Raw genomic sequence first — 20,123 nt, 5'->3', positions numbered from 1 at the left:
GGGACGGCTCACAGCACATCCACAGAGCGCGCCGCGGCCTCGGAGGCCCGCTCCAGGTCTTCTGCCGCGCGACTGATCCGACGTGCGGAGTCCGTGACCTGCCTGCCCAGGCGCTCGGCTTCGAGGAAGACCCTGACGGCGAGGACGCCGAGCACGGCGATTCCCAGGAAACCCACAGCGATCGCGAGCATCGGCCAGAACATGCGCCGCCCCTAGACGGTGGAGTGCAGCCGCAGGGTCCGCACTCCCCCGCCGGTGAGAAGCTCCACGATCCGCTCACCGGCCGGCTTGCGCACCGCCGCCTCGCACTCCGGGCAGGTGAAGGAATAGAAGGTCGTCCGCGGGGTGGCGCCGATCGCCAGGCGGAGGGCGTTCGCGGAGAGTTCGAAGTGGGCGCGGCAGTCGGGGCAGGCGGCCTTGAAAACCACGGGATCCACTCTCGTCATGCCCGAGAAAGCGGATGTCACGGACATTCCCTGCGTACCAGACATCGCCGACCTGCTCACAGCCCTTGCTCCTGCCTGCCGTACAGCCCGTCCTGAACTCCGCGCGGCTCCTCGGGGAGACCCTCCCCCACTCTCGGCTCCGCTCGAGCGGGGGGACCCCCATCGCCCTGTGGCACGTCGTACGCCGCGAGCGCCTCGCGTGCCGCCTGCCGGGCGCTGTCCGCGACCTCCCGCGGTGAGACGATCCGGCCGTCCCGCCCGAGCCGCAGCGCGAGGCGGCGCAGCGAGGCGGGATCGGGGGCACGCAGGGTGATACGCAGCCCGCCGTCGGGCAGTTCATCGGCGCTGTCGTGCGGGTAGTACTCGGCGACCCAGCGCCCGCCCGGGGCGACCTCGACGACCACCTCGGGATCCTCGGCGGCGGGCTGCACCAGCCCTTCGGAGAGGTCGCGCAGTTCGACCTCGGGCGGCGCGGACGGCTCGTCCAGGATGCGGATCTCCGCGACCCGGTCGAGCCGGAAGGTGCGCCGCGCCTCGGAGCGGCGGCACCAGGCCTCCACGTAGGTGTGGCCGACGCTGACCAGGCGGATCGGGTCGATCTCGCGCTCGGTGAGCTCGTCACGGCCGGGCGAGTAGTAGCGGATCCACAGTCGGCGCCGCTCGGAGATCGCCCGGTCGACGTCCGCGAAGACCCCGCCCTCCGACTCGAACGTCACCGACAGCCGGGCACTGGCACCCGCCGCCTCGCCCGCCGCGGCCTCCACCTTGGCGGTGGCCCGCAGAAGCGCCTGCCGGTCGCCCTCACGCAGCCCCGGCAGCGTCGCCACGGCCCTGGCTGCCACCAGCAGCGCGGTCGCCTCGTCGGCGGCGATCCGCAGCGGCTCGGCCGCCTCCGCACCAAGGGCGCCCGGGTTGCGCCACCAGATCCGGTCGCCGTCGGTGTCGATGTCCAGCAGATCGCCGCCGCGGAAACTGGTCCCGCACAGCGGCAGCACATCGAGGTCGGAGATCAGCTCGTCCTCGGTGATCCCGAAGGCCCGCGCGACATCACTGACGCGCGCACCGGGGCGCTCCCGCAGATACGTCACCAGGGACAGCATCCGCCGCGTCTGGTCGATGGCACTCACGGGCCTGACCGGTTTTCCCGCCACTTCTCCTACGCCCCCTCAGCCCTTGGCCACGGCGCGCAGCCGGTCCACGACATCGGCCCGCAGCTCGGCGGGCTCCAGGACCACCACATCGGGCCCGAACTCGACGAGCCAGGCGTCCAGGCCATGTCCGTACGGAATCTCCAACTCGTCCCAACCGTCGCCCAGTTCCTGTACGGACACGGCCTTGGCGCGCAGTGGATAGCCCGCCCCGGTGCGCAGCCGTATCAGCGCGGAGCGGTCGGCGGTCTCTCCGGCCCAGCTCGCGACGGTCTCCCGCACGGTGACGACATCGGGCACCTCGGCCGTGAACTTCCCGCTCCGGGTACGGACCTTGCCGGTGATCCGCGACAGCCTGAACACCCGCTCGGCGCCCCGGTCGCGGTCCCAGCCGGCCAGGTACCAGTGGCCGCGCCAGCACTCCAGCGCCCAGGGCTCCACGATGCGGGGCTCGGGGTGGGCGGCGGTGGCCTTGCGGTAGTCGAAGGCGACGGGGCGGCGGTCACGGCAGGCGAGCATCAGCGGTTCGAAGGCCGCCTCGTGCACGGGGATGTGCGGCTCCAGGGCGCCATGGGCCTCGTACGGGTCGACGTCCTCGGGCAGTCCGGCCGCGCGCAGCTTCTGCAGGGCGCCGCTCGCCGCGCCCGCGAGGCGGGCCTGCTGCCAGACCTTGGCGACCAGGCCCAGGGCGGCGGCCTCCTCGGCGTCGAGCGCGATGGGCGGTAGACGGTTGCTGTCCCGGCGGGCGAGATAGCCGACCTCGCCGTCCAGACTCTCCACCGTCTCGATGACCAGGCCGAGCTCGCGCAGATCGTCCTTGTCGCGCTCGAACATCCGGTTGAAGGAATCGTCCGAGCCGACTGCACCACTTCCCGGCCTGAAGGCCTCGACGTAAGCCTCGATGGAGTCGCGCAGCTCGCGCTTGCTGAGCGGCCGCCGCGTCCCGAGCAGACACAGCGCCAGGTTCATCAGCCGCTCGGCCTTGGCAATGGCCATCGACGCCCTTCCCTATGGTGCTTCCGATCGATGACCGTACCGCTCCGCAGTGTCGTGGCAAAAGCCGAGGGCCCATGCCCGACAGGCATGGGCCCCAGCTGATCGGGTCCGGTCGGACCAGATCACACGGCGTACGAAGACCGGGTCGCGAGTCACTCGCGGACGGACCCCGCGAAGATCAGACCGCGACCAGGTCGCAGACGAAGATCAGCGTCTCGCCCGGCGCGATACGGCCACCGCCGGCACCGCGGTCGCCGTACGCGAGGTGGGCGGGGATCGTCAGCTGACGGCGCCCGCCGACCTTCATGCCCTGCACACCCTGGTCCCAGCCGGAGATGACCTGGCCGACGCCGAGCTGGAACTCCAGCGGCGTACCACGGTTCCAGGAGGCGTCGAACTCCTCGCCGCTGGAGTAGGCCACGCCCACATAGTGGACCTTCACGAAGTCGCCGGCCTTCGCGACCGGCCCCTCGCCCTCCCAGATCTCCTTGATCTCGAGGTCCGCGGGCGGCGGGCCTTCGGGGAAGTCGATCTCCGGCTTCTCGATGCTCACGTTCGGCTCCTGCTGTGTGCGAAAGGCAACTGGGACAACCCCGACAGTCTTACATCCCCGCACGCCTCACATCTTCGCGAGGATGTCGACCGTGAACACCAGCACCGAGTCCTTCTTGATGGTGCTGCCCTGCGGCGGGCTGTCGCCGTACCCGAGCTTCGGCGGGACGACGATGAGTACGCGGCTGCCGACCTTCTTCCCGGTCAGGCCCTGCGCCCAGCCCTTGACGACCTGCTGCAGCGAGAACGAGGTGAGCTGCTGCCTGCTGTACGTGGAGTCGAACTCCTTGCCGTCGGCCCAGAGCACCCCCTTGTACTGCACGAGGACGCTGTCGCTCGCCGCGACCTCCTCGCCGTCCCCCTCCAGGATGTAGTTCGCGACGAGCTTCGTCGGCGGGTCCCCCTTCGGCACCTCGATGGAGGGAGCCTTGCCGTCGGTGTTGGTGCCGACCTTGGGCAGATCGATGTTGTCCTGCGCGACCTCGGAGCCCTTGGCGGAGCTCTTCGCGTTGAACGTGTCCTCGGCGTCGAGGACACAGACCAGCGTGTCGGTGCCCTTGACGCCCGCCTGGGCGTTCCCCTGCTCACCGAAGCCCCAGGCCGGCGGCACGGCCATCAGAACGCGGCTGCCGGCCTTCTTGCCCATCAGGGCGTAGCGCCAGCCGTCCATGACCTGGCCCTGGGCGAGCTGGATGACGATGGGCGTCTTACGGTCGTAGGAGTTGTCGAAGACCTTCGCCGTCGTCCAGACCTGAGCCAGATAGTTCACCTTGACAAAGTCGCCCTCGGCCAGCGTCTTGCCGTTGCCCGCGACGACCGTCTTGACCGCGAGGTCCTTCGAAGGATCACCGCTGCCCTTGGCCACGGTCGGCTTCTCGCCGAACTTGGCACCGGCGGTGACGGCCGGCAGCGGCCCGTCGACGAGCTTCGGCGGTGGGGGCGCACTGGCCGACGGAGACGCCGAGGGGGACGTACTGCTGCTGGCCTTGTCCTTGTCGGCCGTGTCGTCGCCACCGCAGCCGGCGAGCGTGAGCAGTCCGGCAGGAGCGGCAATCAGAAGTGAGCGTCGGCGCACGGTGGGGGCCTCGTATCGGTCGATCTTGCGGTTGGCGTGCGCGCAACTCTACGGCGTGAGCAGGGCGCCGTACGAAGAACGTACGGCGCCCTGTGTTGCGTTCCGCAAAAACGTCCGGAACTGACAGCTCACATTCCGGCGATGAGCTTCTCCACTCGATCGTCGACGGAACGGAACGGGTCCTTGCACAACACCGTGCGCTGCGCCTGGTCGTTCAGCTTGAGATGGACCCAGTCGACGGTGAAGTCCCGCCGCTGCTCCTGCGCCCGCCGGATGAAGTCGCCGCGCAACCGCGCCCGGGTGGTCTGCGGCGGCACGGACTTGCCCTCGAAGATCTTCAGGTCATTGCAGATCCGGGCGGCCTGCCCCTTCTTCTCCAGCAGGTAGTACAGCCCTCGACGACGGTGGATGTCGTGATACGCGAGGTCTATCTGCGCGACCCGCGGATGCGACATCGTCATGTTGTGCTTGGCGCGGTACCGCTCGATGAGCTTGTACTTCATCACCCAGTCGATCTCGGTGCCGATCCGGTCGAGGTCCTCGGACTCGATCGAGTCCAGCGTGCGGCCCCACAGCTCGAGGACCTGCTCGACGGTGCCGGTGCGGATGCCGCGGCGCTCGCAGAAGTCCACGGCCTTCTCGTAGTACTCACGCTGCACCTCCAGAGCGGAGGCCTCCCGGCCGCTGGCCAGGCGCACCTTGCGGCGGCCCGTGATGTCATGGCTGACCTCGCGGATCGCCCGGATCGGGTTCTCCAGGGTCAGATCGCGCATCACCGTGCCCGCCTCGATCATGCGCAGGACGAGATCGGTGGCGCCGACCTTGAGCAGCATGGTCGTCTCGGACATGTTCGAGTCACCCACGATGACATGCAGGCGACGGTAGCGCTCGGCGTCGGCGTGGGGTTCGTCACGCGTGTTGATGATCGGCCGGGAACGGGTCGTCGCCGACGAGACGCCCTCCCAGATGTGCTCGGCGCGCTGGCTGACGCAGTACACCGCGCCACGCGGGGTCTGCAGCACCTTGCCGGCACCGCAGAGAAGCTGCCTGGTGACGAGGAACGGGATGAGGATGTCCGCGAGCCGGGAGAACTCCCCGTGGCGGGCCACCAGATAGTTCTCGTGGCAGCCGTAGGAGTTGCCCGCCGAGTCGGTGTTGTTCTTGAAGAGGTAGACGTCGCCCGCGATTCCTTCCTCGTGCAGGCGTCGTTCGGCGTCTACCAGGAGTCCTTCCAGAATGCGCTCGCCGGCCTTGTCGTGGGTGACGAGTTCTGTCACGTTGTCACATTCCGGTGTGGCGTATTCCGGATGTGACCCCACGTCGAGATAGAGGCGGGCGCCGTTTCGCAGAAAGACATTGCTGCTGCGGCCCCATGACACGACACGGCGGAAGAGGTACCGCGCCACCTCGTCGGGAGACAGCCGTCGCTGTCCCCTGAACGTACACGTGACGCCGTACTCGTTCTCCAGCCCGAAAATGCGGCGGTCCATGACTGAACATTACGCCTGATGCCCTGCGCTGAAACGAGGTTCGCCTGCACCGTTTCGATCATTTTCCGATGCGACTTCAACCACCCCACCGCTGCCCGCAGCTGCGAGGACCCGCCCCGTGGCCAGCAGAACCAGCAGCGCCACGGCTCCCGCGACACCCGGCAGTGCGAAACCCCACACCGCTCCGCCCCACTCGACGACCGGCCCCGCGAGACCCGTCCCGACCGACATCCCCACCGTGAACGTCGTCACAAGCCAGGAGAACGCCTCGGTGACGGTGCCCTTCGGCGCGTGCCGGTCGACCAGAACGAAGGCACAGGCGATACAGGGCGCGAGAAACAACCCCGAGAGCGCGATCAGCGCCGTCATGGCGACCGCGCCCGGCGTCAGCGTCAGCGGTACGTAGAACACCGCCAGAAGCGCGACAAGCACACGCAGCCGCCGCCCCGGTGCACCACTCCACTGCCGCGCGCCGTACACGGTGCCCCCGACGAGCGCGCCGAGCCCGATGGCGGCCATCAGCCAGCCGTACGTCACGTCGCCGCCGTTGTCATCCGCGTACGACATCGCCGCGACGTTGATCGAGCCCAGCGCGATCCCCACGAAAAGGAACGCGCCGAGCAGGACGAGCAGACCGGCCGATCGCAAGGCACCGAGCCAGTGCGCCTCACGCGGCGCCGAACGCCACGCGCGCGAAGGCTGCGACACCACCACGGAGAGCGCCCCCAGCACCCCTATGACATTCAGCACGAGGAGCGCTGCCTGCGCCGACCACAGCGACACGCACAGCGTGATGAGCAATGGCCCCACGGTGAACATGACTTCCTGCGCCACGGCATCCATCGCATACGCCGTGTGCACCTGGTCCTCCCTACGCAGAACCGCGGGCCACAGCGCCCGCAGACCGCCCTCCAGAGGCGGCGTGAAGAACCCGGCGACGACCATCAGGACGTACGCCAGCGGAAGCGCCCCGATGCCCGTGAAGGCGAACACCGTCATGCCGAGGGCGGAGACCAGCGCGGCGGGCAGCTGGACACGCGGCTGCCCGTGGAGGTCCACAAGGCGTCCGAGCAACGGCTGCCCCACGGCATTCGACACCCCGTACGCCGCGGCCAGCGCGCCGGCGAGGCTGTAGCTGCCGCCCTCGGCGCGGACGAACAGCAGGACGGCTATCGCGGCCACGGCGTTCGGCAGCCGCCCCACAAGAGTGCCGACCAGCAGCCGGGCTGCATGTCTCGTTCTGAGGATCTCCAGGTAGCGCGCGGCCATGTCCCGCCCTTCTCGTAGCCCGTGGCAGCTCAAGTTGTACGTATAACTCCCGCGGTCATACGTACCATGTGCCCAGTCCGCGAGTCCAGCAGAAAGAGCAGGTCGACGGTGGCACGAGGAAGCACGCGCCCCACGAGCCGCGACGTCGCCCGGGCCGCCGGAGTCTCCCAGGCCGCCGTCTCCCTCGTACTGGGCGACAAGTGGCGCGGACGGGTCTCCGAGGCAACAGCCGCGCGCGTACGCCAGGCGGCGCAGGACCTCGGCTACCGGCCCAACCTCGCCGCCCGCAACCTACGGCTCGGCCAGGCACGCACGGCCCTCCTGGTGGTGCCCGCACTCACCAACGAGTTCTTCGCCGCCGTCTACGAAGGAGCCGCCCGCATCGCCGCGAAACACGGCTTCGGCGTCGTCCTGTACCCCTCACCCGAAGGCATCGGCCCAGCCCCGGACCCGTTCGCCTCCGCACGAGCCGCCCTGGACGGCGTCATCGCCTCCTCCATGGCCTCCGAAGCCCTCACGGAAATCCGCGGCGACGACCTCCCCCTCGTCATGCTGGACAGCGACCCGGCGGGCAGCCTCGGCGCCGCGACCGTCAACCTCGACATCACAGACGGCATGCGCCAGATCACCGAACACCTGCTGGCACTGGGCCACCGCCGGTTCCTGCACCTGGCCGCCGACATCGACTCCTGGACCTTCCACGTACGCGCCCGGGAACTCGCCACCCGCGTGGCACAGACAGCCGACACCGAGGTACGCACGGCAAAGGCCCCGATCACCATCGAGGGCGCACTGGCCGCGGCCGAGAACGCCCTGCACGGCCCGGGCCCCCGGCCCACCGCCCTCATCTGCGACGACGACAAACTCGCCGTCGGCGCCTACAAGGCCGCCCGCCGCCTCGGGCTGCGCATCCCCGAAGACCTGTCGGTGACCGGCTTCGACGACCTGGCCCTCGCCACAGCGATCGAACCCGAACTCACCACCGTCCACCTCGACGCCGAACTCTTCGGCGAACGCGGCATGACAGCCCTCCTCGCGGTTCTGGAGGGTGCAGCACCACCGGAAGGCAACATCCCCGTCGAACTGGTCGTACGGGGCTCCACAGCGCCACCACGCCCGTCCTGAACGCCGATGCGCCCCGGCCCCGCTGCAAGGCGGGACCGGGGCGCATCGGGTGATGACTGGCGGGCTTACTTCTCCTCGGACGCATCCGACCCATCGGCATCGTCAGAACCATCGGACTCGGCGGTGTCCGCAGCCCTGTCCGAACTGCCTGCCTCCAGCAGACGGGACAACTGGCCGCCCACAATGCGCTTGAATTTGCGCTTCTGCGGACGTGTACGGTCCAGAACCGCCACCTCAAGGCGCTCCGCGGGAATCTCCCGCTCGCTGCCGTCGGTATCCCGGGACAGGGCCTGAACGGCCAGCTTCAGCGCCTCGGCCAGCGTCATGCCGTCCCGGTGACGCTGATCGAGATAGCTGCTGATCTGCTCGGCGTTACCACCCACCGCGACCGAGCCGTGCTCGTCCACGATCGATCCATCGTGCGGCAGCCGGTAGAGCTGGTCACCGTCGGGCGTCACCCCGACCTCCGCGACCACCAACTCCACCTCATACGGCTTCTCCGCCCCACTGGAGAAGATCGTGCCGAGCGTCTGGGCATACACATTGGCAAGACCGCGAGCGGTCACATCGTCACGGTCGTAGGTATAACCCCGCAGGTCGGCGTAGCGGACACCACCGATGCGGAGATTCTCGTACTCGTTGTACTTGCCGGCGGCCGCAAAGCCGATCCGGTCATAGATCTCGCTGAACTTGTGCAGCGCACGGGACGGGTTCTCGCCGACGAAGACAATGCCGTCGGCAAACTGCAGCACAACCAGACTGCGACCACGGGCGATGCCCTTGCGGGCATACTCAGCCCGGTCGGCCATCTGCTGCTGGGGTGAGACATAGAACGGCGTCGACACCGGCTATCCGTCCCTTTCTGTGGAAGTCACTGGATCACCTGAAAAACAGGGGCCTTGGCCTTCTGGAGGGCCGCAGCAGTCAGAGCAACGCCGCACGCGGGCCGTCGGGCTGCTCCAGGCGCCGCTCCAGGATCAAGCGGGCGATCTCGGAGGACTCCTCGTCGGTAAGACGGCGGAACCCGTCCTCGGTGATCACGGTGACGAGCGGATAGATCCGGCGGGCAACATCAGGGCCACCGGTCGCCGAGTCGTCGTCGGCCGCGTCATACAAGGCCTGCACGACAAGCGTCGTCGCCTGCTCCTCGGTCAGATCCTCGCTGTACAGCTTCTTCATGGCACCGCGCGCGAAGATCGAACCCGAACCCGTCGCCGCAAAACCATGCTCCTCGGAACGACCACCCGTGACGTCGTACGAGAAGATGCGCCCCTTCCCGCGGTCCACGTCAAACCCCGCGAAGATCGGCACCACGGCGAGACCCTGCATGGCCATGCCGAGGTTCGACCGGATCATCGTCGACAGACGGTTCGCCTTGCCCTCCAAGGAGAGCTGCGCACCCTCGACCTTCTCGAAGTGCTCCAGCTCCAGCTGGAAGAGCTTCACCATCTCGACAGCCAGACCCGCCGTGCCGGCGATCCCCACCGCCGAGTACTCATCAGCCGGGAACACCTTCTCGATGTCCCGCTGCGCGATGACATTGCCCATGGTGGCCCGCCGGTCACCGGCGAGTACGACGCCGCCGGGGAAGGTCGTGGCCACGATGGTGGTGCCGTGCGGCGCCTCGATCACGCCCTGAACGGGAGGCAACTGCCGGTTCCCCGGCAGGATTTCAGGCTGGTGATCGGACAGGAAGTCCATGAAGGACGACGACCCGGGCGTCAGGAAGGCAGCCGGTAGACGCCCGGTGCTACGAGTGTTGGCTTCCACGCGTTTCCTTCCACGTATGTCGCAGCCCGCCATATCACGTCGGGCCGATCCTTGAACTGCCCCAGTGCAGCGTTGCAGCTGAAGCACAGTACGCCTCGGACCCTACCCGTCTCGTGGCGGTGATCCACATGAATGACCGGAGCCTTTGGATTGATCACGCAGAGCCCGTCCGGGAGGCGATCATCTCGGCGCGCTGGGCGTCGGTCGTGCCGTACTGGCGCTTCAGGTGGACCCTCGCCCCTGGGTCGCCTTACCAGGTGTCGGACGTTCTTCCCACGTGCGCGCTGATGCCTTGGCCGACTCTCCGCCCAGCACTCTCTGCAGTACGTCTGGAGCCCGTCACGAGACGCCTTGTTACGCGCAGGCGTCCCGTGACTGGCCCCTCTGACAGCGAGAGCACCTCTCCCGCCCGAGAGAATCGGACATTAACCCCTATTCCCCACCCTTTTGAACAAATGACCGAACGAAGTCCTCGGCGTTCTCCTCGAGGACATCGTCAATCTCGTCCAGGACGGAGTCCACGTCGTCGCTCAGCTTCTCCTGGCGTTCCTTGAGGTCTTCCGATGCCTGCGCGTCCTGCGCAGTCTCCTCGACCTCTTCGGTGGACCGCGTCGCCTTCTGCTGTCCGCCGCCGGTGTCCTTGGTCGCCATAACCCTCACCCCGCTCGGTTCGACGTTCTTGATCAGACCCTACAAGCAGGGTCCGACATCGGCCCCGCAGTTGCTACAACGTCCGGGCACCACCTTCATGATTCCCGGACGCCGCTGTTTTCCACCCTGCCTGTGACCTGCTGCTGGTGGGTCCGGCTGGGCTCATTCAGCCGCCGGAGAGGACCTTGACCAGGTCTTCTGCTGTGCGGCAGCGGTCAAGGAGTTCCTTGACGTGATTACGCGTTCCGCGAAGCGGCTCGAGGGTTGGTACGCGTTGGAGTGAGTCGCGGCCGGGGAGGTCGAAGATCACCGAGTCCCAGGAGGCGGCCGCGACGTCGTCGGCGTACTGCTCGAGGCAGCGTCCTCGGAAGTAGGCGCGGGTGTCCTCAGGCGGCTTGGTGCGGGCCCGTTCCACGTCTGTGTCGTCCAGAAGGCGCTTCATCTTGCCGCGTGCCGCCAGGCGGTTGTAGAGGCCCTTCTCGGGGCGTACGTCGGCGTACTGGAGGTCGACGAGGTGGAGTCGTGCAGCGTCCCATTCGAGGTTGTCGCGGCGTCGGTAGCCTTCCATGAGCTCTCGCTTGGCGACCCAGTCCAGTTCGCCGGCGAGGCTCATGGGATCGCTTTCGAGGCGGCCGAGGACGTCTTCCCAACGGGTGAGTACGTCCTTGGTCTGTGCGTCCGCGTCGGCGCCGTACCGCTCCTCGACATATTTGCGTGCGAGTTCGAAGTACTCCATCTGGAGTTGTACTGCGGTGAGCGTCCGGCCGCTGCGGAGGGTGATCAGGCGCTGCAGCGAGGGGTCGTGCGAGACCTGGTGGAGGGTGCGTACGGGCTGGTCGACGGCCAGGTCGACGGCGATGAAGCCGTCCTCGATCATGGACAGGACGAGTGCCGTCGTACCCAGTTTCAGGTACGTGGAGATCTCCGAGAGGTTCGCGTCCCCGATGATCACGTGCAGGCGGCGGTACTTCTCGGCGTCCGCGTGCGGCTCGTCACGCGTGTTGATGATGGGGCGCTTCAGAGTCGTCTCGAGGCCCACCTCGACTTCGAAGTAGTCGGCGCGCTGGCTGAGCTGGAAGCCGTGTTCGTGGCCGTCCTGGCCGATGCCTACGCGGCCTGCGCCGGTGATGACCTGGCGCGAGACGAAGAAGGGGGTGAGGTGGCGCACGATGTCTGAGAAGGGGGTTTCCCGCTTCATCAGGTAGTTCTCGTGGGTGCCGTAGGAAGCGCCTTTGTTGTCGGTGTTGTTTTTGTAGAGGTGGATCGGCTGGGCGCCGGGGAGCTGGGCCGCGCGTTCGGCGGCCTCGGCCATGATGCGTTCGCCGGCCTTGTCCCACAGGACGGCGTCCCGCGGGTTGGTTACCTCTGGTGAGCTGTATTCGGGGTGTGCGTGGTCGACGTAGAGCCGTGCCCCGTTGGTGAGGATGACATTGGCGAGACCAATGTCCTCGTCGGTGAGCTGGCTGGCGTCGGCGGCCTCGCGGGCGAGGTCGAAGCCTCGGGCGTCCCGCAGCGGATTTTCCTCCTCAAAGTCCCACCGGGCGCGGCGCGCCCGGTGCATCGCCGCCGCGTAGGCGTTGACGATCTGGGACGAGGTGAGCATGGCATTGGCGTTGGGGTGGCCGGGGACGGAGATTCCGTACTCCGTCTCGATGCCCATTACTCGCCGTACGGTCATGCGGCCCTCCTTGCCCGGCGGCACCCTCGGTCGGGGGCGCCGCTCAAGTACCGCTGGTTCTCCGGTGCGTGTGCGGTGCCCGTCCCCGCACTGCGCAACTCGGCGGTATGGAAGAGCCTAGAACGCCTTTGCGCTGGTGGGGAGATCATTTGCGTCATTGCTCTGCTCCGGTGGTGCCCTGGAAAACAGTCGACTGCGGGTACCCGTTGAGGGCACCCGCAGTCGCCCTGTCTTTTACAGGTACTGACCGGTGTTCGCCACCGTGTCGATGGAGCGTCCGGTGTCTGCGCCCTGCTTTCCGGTGATGAGGGTGCGGATGTAGACGATCCGTTCGCCCTTCTTTCCGGAGATGCGGGCCCAGTCGTCCGGGTTTGTGGTGTTGGGCAGGTCTTCGTTCTCCTTGAACTCGTCCACGCAGGCCTGGAGCAGATGGGAGACCCTGAGGCCCTTCTGGTTGTGTTCCAGGAAGTCCTTGATGGCCATCTTCTTGGCGCGGCCGACGATGTTTTCGATCATGGCGCCGGAGTTGAAGTCCTTGAAGTAGAGAACTTCCTTGTCGCCGTTGGCGTAGGTGACCTCGAGGAAGCGGTTCTCTTCGGTCTCGGCGTACATGTGCTCGACGGCCGTCTGGATCATGCTCTGGACCGTGGTCGCCTTGCTGCCGCTGTGCTCGCCGAGGTCGTCGGCGTGCAGCGGTAGCCGCTCGGTGAGGTACTTCCCGAAGATGTCCTTCGCCGCCTCGGCGTCGGGGCGCTCGATCTTGATCTTCACATCGAGGCGTCCGGGGCGCAGGATGGCGGGGTCGATCATGTCCTCGCGGTTGGAGGCGCCGATCACGACCACGTTCTGCAGGCCTTCCACGCCGTCGATCTCGGCGAGCAGCTGCGGGACGATCGTGTTTTCCACGTCCGAGCTGACGCCGGAGCCGCGGGTGCGGAAGAGGGATTCCATCTCGTCGAAGAAGACGATGACGGGTGTGCCCTCGCTGGCCTTTTCACGGGCACGCTGGAAGACGAGGCGGATCTGCCGCTCGGTCTCTCCGACGTACTTGTTGAGGAGCTCGGGGCCCTTGATGTTGAGGAAGAAGCTCTTGCCGGCGGCCTGGCCGGTCACTTCGGCGACCTTCTTGGCCAGTGAGTTGGCCACGGCCTTGGCGATGAGTGTCTTACCGCATCCGGGAGGCCCGTACAGCAGCACGCCCTTGGGCGGCCGCAGTTCATGCTCCTTGAAGAGGTCGGGGTAGAGGTACGGGAGCTCGACCGCGTCGCGGATCGCCTCGATCTGGCCGCCGAGACCGCCGATCTGGTCGTAGCCGATGTCGGGGACCTCTTCGAGGACGAGTTCTTCGACCTCGCTCTTGGGTACGACCTCGTAGACGTAGCCGGATCGGGGTTCGAGCAGGAGGGCGTCGCCGGCACGGATGGTGACGTCCAGCAGCGGCTCGGCGAGCCGTACCACCCGCTCCTCGTCGGTGTGCCCGAGTACCAGGGCGCGCTCGCCGTCCTCGAGGATTTCCTTGAGGGTGACGATGTCCCCGACTCGCTCGTACTCCATGGCCTCGACCACATTGAGCGCTTCGTTGAGCATCACTTCCTGGCCGCGCCGGAGCTCTTCGAGCTCGACGCTGGGGCTGACGTTCACCCGGAGCTTGCGGCCCCCGGTGAAGATGTCGGCCGTGCCGTCCTCGTTCGCCATGAGGAAGACACCGAAGCCGGCCGGCGGCTGTGCGAGCCGGTCGACTTCCTCCTTGAGAGCCACGATCTGGTCGCGGGCCTCTCGGAGGGTGTTGGCGAGCCGCTCGTTCTGCGCGGACACGCCGGCCAGATTGGTCTGCAGCTCGACGATCCGCTCTTCGAGAATTCTCGTGTGTCGCGGAGAGTCGGCGAGCTTGCGTCGCAGGACGGCGATCTCCTGCTCAAGATAGGCGATCTGCCCGGCCGGGTCCTCGGACCCTCGTCCCGGGCGGATGCCGCGGTTCATGTCGTCGTCGTGGGCTGCCACGGTCCTCACCTCCTCCAAGGGGAGCTGGACGCTTCCAGACCCTACCTGGGTGGGTGTCGATTGAAACCCCTAGATCACAAAGACGGTCGGGGTGTGTCCGATCTTCACCCTTGCGCTCTCCCTCACGCCAGGGAAATACCCACTGAACGGGATGGGAAAGCGGGCACAGGTAGGGTCTAAGTGTTCAACACCCGTCAGAGCTGGGCCGACTTGCGTTTTATTCCGGTTCGCTCGGCACAGGATCGGCAGGAGTCATGAGCGTTCAGCAAGAGGCCGGCGTCGGCGGCGAGGACCTGGAGGTGTGGATCGATCAGGACCTCTGCACCGGCGACGGCATCTGCGCCCAGTATGCACCCGAGGTCTTTGAGCTGGACATCGACGGACTGGCCTATGTGAAGGGCTCCGACGAGGAGTTGTTGCAGGCCCCGGGGGCTTCAACACCCGTCCCCCTGACGCTTCTGCGTGATGTTGCCGACTCCGCGAAGGAGTGTCCGGGCGAGTGCATCCACGTGCGTCGGGTTTCGGACAAGGCCGAGGTGTACGGCCCGGACGCGGAGTAGTTCGACGGTCACGTCAAGTCACTTTGCGTTCCGGGCCGTTCCGGTATGTCTGTTTGGTCACACGCTCTGGGCGCCGGCGGGGACGGAGCGGACGAATGTGCCGTTTTTCCACTGCCACTTGGCGCGTTCGTCCACGTCCGGGCAGCAACGCGGGACGTCGGACGAGGAGTAGCCGAGCAGGGTGGCGGTGACGGAGGCGTCACCTACGGCGAAGTCCTTGACGGTTAGGCGGTCTTTCGGGTCGACGAGGGTGGCGACGATGCGGGGTTCGGTGGCGTCGGCGGCTTGGGTGAGTACGTAAACGCCGTTGGGCGGGGCGCCCGCGATCGCATCGCAGCGGACCACGGCGACTGTTTCGGGGCGGCCGTCGCCGTCGAGGTCTCCGGAGGCCTTCTTCTGCACGATGACCTTGGTGGGGCCGCACTCCACGGGGAAGTCGACGCCGGTGGGATCGGGGGGCGCCGTGGCGGCGGGGGCGGACTGGGCGCCGCGGCCGGGCTGGGCGGCGGTGGCCGCGTCGGGCTGGAGGAATGCGGAGGCCGCGACGACTCCGGCCAGGGCGGTGGCTGTCGCGACCCAGTGGATCGGGCGGGCATGCGTGTGTGCCAGTTCCGGGACGGCGGATTGCTGCACGAGAGATGTGTCTCCTGTGAGGGCTGTGCCGGTGGGGGTGGCCAGCATGGTGCCATACGTCACAGCGAGGGGGAACGGCGGGGTCGGCGGTTCTGGCACGGTGTCAACAGAAAAGTGGCGGGGGGGGGGGGGGGGGGGGGGGGGGGGGGGGGGGGCCGCCCCCCGGGGGGGGGGGGCGGGGGGGGGGGGGGCCCCCCCCCCCCCCCCACGGCACTTGCGCGTTGTATACGGCACGGGGCCGCCTCAGCGGCCGGTGCCTCCGTCAGCGTTCGGACCGGCGTAGTCCTCGCCGTATGCGCCCTTGGCGGGACGGCGGCGGCGCATGGGAGGTTCGACGCCGTCGGCGAGGCGGCGGGCGGTGAGCAAGAAGCCGGTGTGCCCGATCATGCGGTGGTCGGGGCGGACGGCGAGGCCCTCGATGTGCCAGTTGCGGATCATCGTCTCCCAGGCGGTCGGCTCGTTGAAGCAGCCGATCTCGCGGATGGACTCGACGGTCCGGGCAAGCTGGGTGGTGGTCGCGACGTAGCTGCACAGGATGCCGCCGGGGACGAGTGCCTTGGAGACGGCTTCCAGGCACTCCCAGGGGGCGAGCATGTCGAGGATCACACGGTCGACGTCGGTGTCCGACAGGTTGTCCTGGAGGTCGCCGACGGTGAGCTGCCAGGCGGGGTGCGGACCGCCGAAGTAGCGCTCCACGTTGGCTTGGGCGATCTCGGCGAAGTCGGCGCGGCGCTCGTAGCTGTGCAGCATGCCGTGGTCGCCGATGGCGCGCAGCAGGAAGCTGCTGAGCGAGCCGGAGCCGACGCCGGCCTCCACGACGCGGGCGCCGGGGAAGATGTCGGCGAAGGACAGGATCTGCCCCGCGTCCTTGGGGTAGACCACGGCGGCGCCGCGGGGCATGGACAGGACGTAGTCGGGGAGCAGGGGGCGCAGCGCGAGATAGGCGACGTTCCCCGTGGTGCGGACAACGCTGCCCTCGGGGGCGCCGATCAGCTCGTCGTGCGGGAAGGACCCCTTGTGGGTGTGGAAGTTCTTCCCGGCTTCGAGCGTGAACGTGTAGTGGCGTCCCTTGGGGTCAGTGAGCTGGACCTGGTCCCCGACCTTGAAGGGCCCGCGTCGGCGGGCGGCACCGGTCGGTTCGGACATGTGACCAGCCTACCGGCCTGGGCGCGGGCCGCAGACCACGCGCGCGTGCGCCTGAGTTCAGCTGGGCCTGGCCATGGCCTTCACGAAAGCGCGCTCGACGTCGGCCGCGGACAGGACACCGTAGATCTCGCCGGACTCCTCCACCACCAGGTACTCGGTGGCGGGGGTGGCCCGCAGGACGTCGAGGAGTTCCTCGCCCGCGAGTTCGGCGGAGATCCGCATGCCGTCGGTGAGGTCCTGGGCGAGGCCGCTGACGGCGACCCAGGGGCGGCGGTGCTCCGGTACGCCGACGATGGCGGCCTCGCGGACGAGGGAGAGGGGTTCCCCGTGGGCGTCGACCACGACCAGGGCGCGGGCACCGGCGTCGTTGGCGCGGCGCAGCGCTTCGGAGAGCGGGGTGTCGGTCTCTACGGGGACGGCGCGGCGGGTAAGGGAGCGGGCGCGCAGCTCCGGAAGGTGTTCCCTGAGACGGGCCATGCGGAGACTGTTTCCGGCGCCGGTCCAGATGATCGCGGCGAGGATCGCGGCGAGCAGGGCGTCCATGACGGTGTCCATGCCGCCGATGTCCTCGGCTTCGGCGCCGAGCGCGCCGGACTGGGTGAGCAGGGGCAGTCCGATCAGTACGGAGATCGCGAGTGCGCGGCCGACCCAGGCGGCGGCGATGGTGCCGCTCATCGGCTTGCCGGTGATCTTCCAGACGACGGCGCGGAGCATACGGCCGCCGTCGAGGGGCAGGCCGGGGAGCAGGTTGAACGCGGCGACGATCAGGTTGGAGATCATCAGGCCGGCCAGCAGTACGCCGGGCACGGTGCCCGGCTCGACGGTCAGCAGGGCGAGGTAGAAGAGGCCGGCGAGGACGAGGGAGAGCAAGGGGCCGACGAAGGCGAGGATGAACTCGCGGCCCGGAGTCTCGGACTCCTTCTCGATCTCGGAGACGCCGCCGAAGAACTGCAGCTGGATGCGGCGCACCGGCAGTTTGAAGCGCAGGGCGGCCACCGTGTGGGCCAGTTCGTGGACGAGTACGGAGGCGTAGAAGGCGACCGCGAAGAAGAGGGACACGAGGTAGCGGGCGCCGCCGAGTTCGGGCAGTACGCGCTCGAGCTGGCCGCCGAAGACCCAGGTGATGAGTGCCGCGACGAGGAACCAGCTGGGCGCGACGTACACGGGCACCCCGAACGGGCGGCCCATGAGCAGCCCGCCACCGGGCCCCTTGCGGCGCGGTGGCGGCTGGGGTCCGGAGCCGCCGCTTCCCGCAGGGGGCCGCGTGTCCGGGCCACCACCGCCGGGGCCGGAACCGTCCGTGCCCTCGCCACCCCGGCGGGCCACAGCCGACTCCATCGAGCCGTCCCGCTCTCCGGCCGGGGCGCCCGCAGCCGAGGGGCCTGCGGCGTCCCCCGTCCTGCCGGAGCGGCGGGTGGATGAGGGCTGCTTCTCCCAAGCCATCGTGTCCGTCGGGTTGTTGGGGGCGGTGGTGTCGGTGGAGTCCGGGCGGCTGTCGTCGTTGGCCGAGTCCCCATCGGGGCGCGGGTGTGCGGTGGTTGCGTCCGGCACCGCGGGGTGCTCGGTCGCTCCGTCCGTTCCGGATCGCGGCTGCCCGCTCCCGCCGCTCTCGTCCACGATGTCCCCTCGTTCGACGCGTCTCCCGCTCACGATCATGCAGGGCGAGAGGTTCTGCCGTCGATGGTATGCGGCCGTCGCGGTGTGTTTCGCCCCGGCACCCCCACTGTTTCCCGCCCGTTGTGCCCATCCTGCAGGTCACTGTGTGTGGCGTTGTCAGTGGCGGGCCGTAAGGTCTGTCGTCATGGAAACCAGTACCGACGACGGTGTCGCGCGACCGGACAGCGGCACGGGCTCCGGCACCTCGTCCACGGCCGCTGTGGCCGTGCCCCCGGCCTCGTTGTCGCCCTCGCGTGCGGGTGACTTCATGCAGTGTCCGCTGCTGTACCGGTTCCGGGTGATCGACAAGCTGCCCGAGAAGCCGAGCGAGGCGGCCACGCGCGGCACGCTGGTTCACTCGGTCCTGGAGCGGCTCTTCGACGCCCCGGCCACCGAGCGCACGGTGCCGCGCGCGAAGTCGCTGATCCCAGGTCAGTGGGACCGGCTGCGTACGGCGAAGCCGGAGCTGGCCGAGCTGTTCACCGACGCCGACGAGCAGGCGGCGGGCGAGCGGCTGGCGCGCTGGCTCGCCGAGGCCGAGCAGCTTGTCGAGCGCTGGTTCACGCTGGAGGACCCGACCCGCCTCGAACCCGCCGAGCGCGAGCTGTTCGTGGAGGCCCAGCTCGACTCGGGCCTGAAGTTGCGCGGCATCATCGACCGGGTCGATGTGGCGCCGACGGGCGAGGTGCGGATCGTCGACTACAAGACGGGCAAGGCGCCAAGACCGGAGTACGCCGAGGGCGCGCTGTTCCAGATGAAGTTCTACGCCCTGGTGGTCTGGCGCCTGAAGAAGGTCGTCCCGCGCCGCCTCCAGCTCGTCTATCTCGGCAGCGGTGACGTCCTGACGTACGACCCGCTGGTCGCCGACCTGGAGCGGGTCGAGCGCAAGCTGCACGCACTGTGGGACGCGATCCGGCTGGCCACGGAGACCGGCGACTGGCGACCGCGGCCCACCAAACTGTGCGGCTGGTGCGACCACCAGGCGGTATGCCCGGAATTCGGCGGCACTCCCCCGCCGTATCCGCTCCCCGTCAGGGCACCGGACCCGGACTCGGCCGGGGGTCCGGGGGCCGCCCCCCACGAGACGCAGCCGCTGCCGGTCAGGGCGCCCGACCCGGGCGGAGCCCAACAGGGCAGAATGGGGCCGGACTAGCGAAGGAGACTTACGTGGCCATCCGTGTCCTACTGGTCGACGACCAGCCGCTGCTGCGAACCGGCTTCCGGATGATCCTGGAGGCGGAGCAGGACATCGCGGTCGTCGGCGAGGCCGGAGACGGCCTCCAGGCACTCGACCAGGTACGTGCCCTGCAGCCCGATGTGGTTCTGATGGACATCCGTATGCCGCGGATGGACGGTGTCGAGGCGACCCGGCAGATCACCGGCCCCGGCCGGGACGGGCCCGCGAAGGTCCTGGTGCTGACCACCTTCGACCTCGACGAGTACGTGGTGGAAGCACTGCGTGCGGGCGCCAGCGGCTTCCTGCTCAAGGACGCCCCGGCCAACGAGCTGGTGCAGGCGATCCGCGTGGTCGCCGCGGGCGAGGCGATGCTCGCGCCGAGCATCACACGCCGGCTGCTCGACAAGTACGCGGGGCATCTGCCCTCGGGTGACGAGCCGGTGCCGGACACCCTGCACACGCTGACCGAGCGGGAGGTCGAGGTGCTGAAGCTGGTGGCCCGCGGCTTGTCGAACGCGGAGATCGCCGCGGACCTCTTCGTCAGCGAGACCACGGTCAAGACACACGTGGGCCACGTCCTCACCAAGCTGGGCCTGCGTGACCGCGTACAGGCGGCGGTGTACGCGTACGAGAGCGGACTGGTGCGCCCCGGCGCGCAGTGACCGACCGCGCACCCGTATACGGCGATGGCCGCCCCCTTTCCGAAGAACAGGGGGCGGCCATCGCCGTATGCGCACAACCGGCAGACCG

General features: G+C 68.4%; 21 protein-coding genes. 4 read left to right on the top strand and 17 right to left on the bottom strand.

Annotation, left to right across the window (positions count from 1 at the left end; all coding sequences use genetic code 11):
- Positions 1–8 precede the first annotated feature (8 nt).
- From ACGFNK_RS30930 to ACGFNK_RS30895, 8 genes are all read right to left on the bottom strand, one after another.
- Complete coding sequence (locus ACGFNK_RS30930) at positions 9–203, bottom strand: hypothetical protein (RefSeq protein WP_386344489.1); 195 nt, start codon at positions 201–203, stop codon at positions 9–11.
- Positions 204–212: 9 nt separating this feature from the next.
- Complete coding sequence (locus tag ACGFNK_RS30925) at positions 213–491, bottom strand: hypothetical protein (protein WP_386344487.1); 279 nt, start codon at positions 489–491, stop codon at positions 213–215.
- A gap of 11 nt (positions 492–502) precedes the next feature.
- Positions 503–1,597, bottom strand: coding sequence for a helix-turn-helix transcriptional regulator (locus ACGFNK_RS30920; protein ID WP_393421145.1), 1,095 nt, complete (start codon positions 1,595–1,597; stop codon positions 503–505).
- Positions 1,598–1,612: 15 nt separating this feature from the next.
- Entirely contained in the window at positions 1,613–2,590 is a 978-nt protein-coding gene (locus tag ACGFNK_RS30915; RefSeq protein ID WP_393421144.1) for a helix-turn-helix transcriptional regulator, read from the bottom strand.
- A 178-nt stretch (positions 2,591–2,768) separates the two neighbouring features.
- Positions 2,769–3,143 (bottom strand): FKBP-type peptidyl-prolyl cis-trans isomerase, encoded by a 375-nt coding sequence (locus ACGFNK_RS30910; RefSeq protein ID WP_165344548.1) that lies wholly within the window; start codon positions 3,141–3,143, stop codon positions 2,769–2,771.
- Positions 3,144–3,209: 66 nt separating this feature from the next.
- Positions 3,210–4,217, bottom strand: coding sequence for an FKBP-type peptidyl-prolyl cis-trans isomerase (locus ACGFNK_RS30905; protein WP_393421143.1), 1,008 nt, complete (start codon positions 4,215–4,217; stop codon positions 3,210–3,212).
- A 128-nt stretch (positions 4,218–4,345) separates the two neighbouring features.
- Positions 4,346–5,707: a Pup--protein ligase gene (pafA, locus tag ACGFNK_RS30900; protein WP_030955459.1), complete on the bottom strand. Its 1,362-nt coding sequence runs from the start codon at positions 5,705–5,707 to the stop codon at positions 4,346–4,348.
- A gap of 9 nt (positions 5,708–5,716) precedes the next feature.
- On the bottom strand, positions 5,717–6,976 hold the full coding sequence (locus tag ACGFNK_RS30895) for an MFS transporter (protein ID WP_393421141.1): 1,260 nt from the start codon (positions 6,974–6,976) through the stop codon (positions 5,717–5,719).
- A gap of 108 nt (positions 6,977–7,084) precedes the next feature.
- Between ACGFNK_RS30895 and ACGFNK_RS30890 the strand changes: the two genes are divergently transcribed.
- Positions 7,085–8,101, top strand: coding sequence for a LacI family DNA-binding transcriptional regulator (locus ACGFNK_RS30890; RefSeq protein ID WP_393421139.1), 1,017 nt, complete (start codon positions 7,085–7,087; stop codon positions 8,099–8,101).
- Positions 8,102–8,166: 65 nt separating this feature from the next.
- On the opposite strand, the gene prcA is transcribed toward ACGFNK_RS30890, so the two are convergent.
- From prcA to arc, 6 genes are all read right to left on the bottom strand, one after another.
- Positions 8,167–8,946, bottom strand: coding sequence for a proteasome subunit alpha (gene prcA / locus ACGFNK_RS30885; RefSeq protein ID WP_393421137.1), 780 nt, complete (start codon positions 8,944–8,946; stop codon positions 8,167–8,169).
- A gap of 79 nt (positions 8,947–9,025) precedes the next feature.
- Complete coding sequence (prcB, locus tag ACGFNK_RS30880; RefSeq protein WP_386344476.1) at positions 9,026–9,871, bottom strand: proteasome subunit beta; 846 nt, start codon at positions 9,869–9,871, stop codon at positions 9,026–9,028.
- Positions 9,823–9,999, bottom strand: a complete 177-nt coding sequence (locus ACGFNK_RS30875) for an endonuclease domain-containing protein (RefSeq protein ID WP_386344617.1) — start codon at positions 9,997–9,999, stop codon at positions 9,823–9,825. Before ACGFNK_RS30875 ends, prcB begins: the two co-directional genes overlap by 49 nt.
- Before the next feature lie 304 nt (positions 10,000–10,303).
- On the bottom strand, positions 10,304–10,522 hold the full coding sequence (locus ACGFNK_RS30870) for a ubiquitin-like protein Pup (RefSeq protein WP_033323361.1): 219 nt from the start codon (positions 10,520–10,522) through the stop codon (positions 10,304–10,306).
- Between the two features lie 166 nt (positions 10,523–10,688).
- Positions 10,689–12,200, bottom strand: coding sequence for a depupylase/deamidase Dop (gene dop, locus ACGFNK_RS30865; RefSeq protein WP_393421135.1), 1,512 nt, complete (start codon positions 12,198–12,200; stop codon positions 10,689–10,691).
- A gap of 234 nt (positions 12,201–12,434) precedes the next feature.
- Positions 12,435–14,201, bottom strand: a complete 1,767-nt coding sequence (arc, locus tag ACGFNK_RS30860) for a proteasome ATPase (protein ID WP_344393485.1) — start codon at positions 14,199–14,201, stop codon at positions 12,435–12,437.
- Between the two features lie 254 nt (positions 14,202–14,455).
- Here arc and ACGFNK_RS30855 point away from each other — a divergent pair, with 254 nt between their 5' ends.
- Positions 14,456–14,761 carry a ferredoxin gene (locus ACGFNK_RS30855; protein ID WP_386344471.1) on the top strand — a complete coding sequence of 102 codons (306 nt, stop codon included), beginning with the start codon at positions 14,456–14,458 and terminating at the stop codon, positions 14,759–14,761.
- Between the two features lie 57 nt (positions 14,762–14,818).
- Here ACGFNK_RS30855 and ACGFNK_RS30850 read toward each other — a convergent pair whose 3' ends face one another.
- The 3 genes from ACGFNK_RS30850 to ACGFNK_RS30840 form a co-directional block, all read right to left on the bottom strand.
- A complete protein-coding gene (locus ACGFNK_RS30850) occupies positions 14,819–15,394 on the bottom strand; it encodes a hypothetical protein (protein ID WP_393421132.1) in 576 nt (191 codons plus the stop codon).
- A gap of 243 nt (positions 15,395–15,637) precedes the next feature.
- A complete protein-coding gene (locus tag ACGFNK_RS30845; RefSeq protein WP_386344467.1) occupies positions 15,638–16,540 on the bottom strand; it encodes a tRNA (adenine-N1)-methyltransferase in 903 nt (300 codons plus the stop codon).
- Positions 16,541–16,597: 57 nt separating this feature from the next.
- On the bottom strand, positions 16,598–18,157 hold the full coding sequence (locus tag ACGFNK_RS30840) for a site-2 protease family protein (protein WP_393421130.1): 1,560 nt from the start codon (positions 18,155–18,157) through the stop codon (positions 16,598–16,600).
- 184 nt (positions 18,158–18,341) lie between these two features.
- Between ACGFNK_RS30840 and ACGFNK_RS30835 the strand changes: the two genes are divergently transcribed.
- Together ACGFNK_RS30835 and ACGFNK_RS30830 are read left to right on the top strand one after the other, a co-directional pair.
- The gene (locus ACGFNK_RS30835) at positions 18,342–19,349 is read left to right on the top strand and encodes a RecB family exonuclease (RefSeq protein ID WP_393421128.1); all 1,008 of its coding nucleotides are present in this window, start codon (positions 18,342–18,344) and stop codon (positions 19,347–19,349) included.
- A gap of 14 nt (positions 19,350–19,363) precedes the next feature.
- Positions 19,364–20,035, top strand: a complete 672-nt coding sequence (locus ACGFNK_RS30830) for a response regulator transcription factor (RefSeq protein ID WP_016639462.1) — start codon at positions 19,364–19,366, stop codon at positions 20,033–20,035.
- Positions 20,036–20,123 lie beyond the last annotated feature (88 nt).

This window comes from Streptomyces sp. NPDC048825 (genome assembly GCF_043198355.1).
In the GTDB taxonomy this organism is placed as follows: domain Bacteria; phylum Actinomycetota; class Actinomycetes; order Streptomycetales; family Streptomycetaceae; genus Streptomyces; species Streptomyces xiangluensis.
The sequence above is the reverse complement of the archived record's forward strand: the minus strand, read 5'-3'. Positions and strand labels throughout refer to the sequence as shown.

What these genes read in the sequence shown, in the direction of transcription:
- ACGFNK_RS30930 (WP_386344489.1), bottom strand. Translation starts at nt 203, where the DNA reads ATGTTCTGGCCGATGCTCGCGATCGCTGTGGGTTTCCTGGGAATCGCC.
- ACGFNK_RS30925 (WP_386344487.1), bottom strand. Translation starts at nt 491, where the DNA reads ATGTCTGGTACGCAGGGAATGTCCGTGACATCCGCTTTCTCGGGCATG.
- ACGFNK_RS30915 (WP_393421144.1), bottom strand. Translation starts at nt 2,590, where the DNA reads ATGGCCATTGCCAAGGCCGAGCGGCTGATGAACCTGGCGCTGTGTCTG.
- pafA (WP_030955459.1), bottom strand. Translation starts at nt 5,707, where the DNA reads ATGGACCGCCGCATTTTCGGGCTGGAGAACGAGTACGGCGTCACGTGT.
- ACGFNK_RS30895 (WP_393421141.1), bottom strand. Translation starts at nt 6,976, where the DNA reads ATGGCCGCGCGCTACCTGGAGATCCTCAGAACGAGACATGCAGCCCGG.
- ACGFNK_RS30870 (WP_033323361.1), bottom strand. Translation starts at nt 10,522, where the DNA reads ATGGCGACCAAGGACACCGGCGGCGGACAGCAGAAGGCGACGCGGTCC.
- dop (WP_393421135.1), bottom strand. Translation starts at nt 12,200, where the DNA reads ATGACCGTACGGCGAGTAATGGGCATCGAGACGGAGTACGGAATCTCC.
- ACGFNK_RS30855 (WP_386344471.1), top strand. Translation starts at nt 14,456, where the DNA reads ATGAGCGTTCAGCAAGAGGCCGGCGTCGGCGGCGAGGACCTGGAGGTG.
- ACGFNK_RS30845 (WP_386344467.1), bottom strand. Translation starts at nt 16,540, where the DNA reads ATGTCCGAACCGACCGGTGCCGCCCGCCGACGCGGGCCCTTCAAGGTC.
- ACGFNK_RS30835 (WP_393421128.1), top strand. Translation starts at nt 18,342, where the DNA reads ATGGAAACCAGTACCGACGACGGTGTCGCGCGACCGGACAGCGGCACG.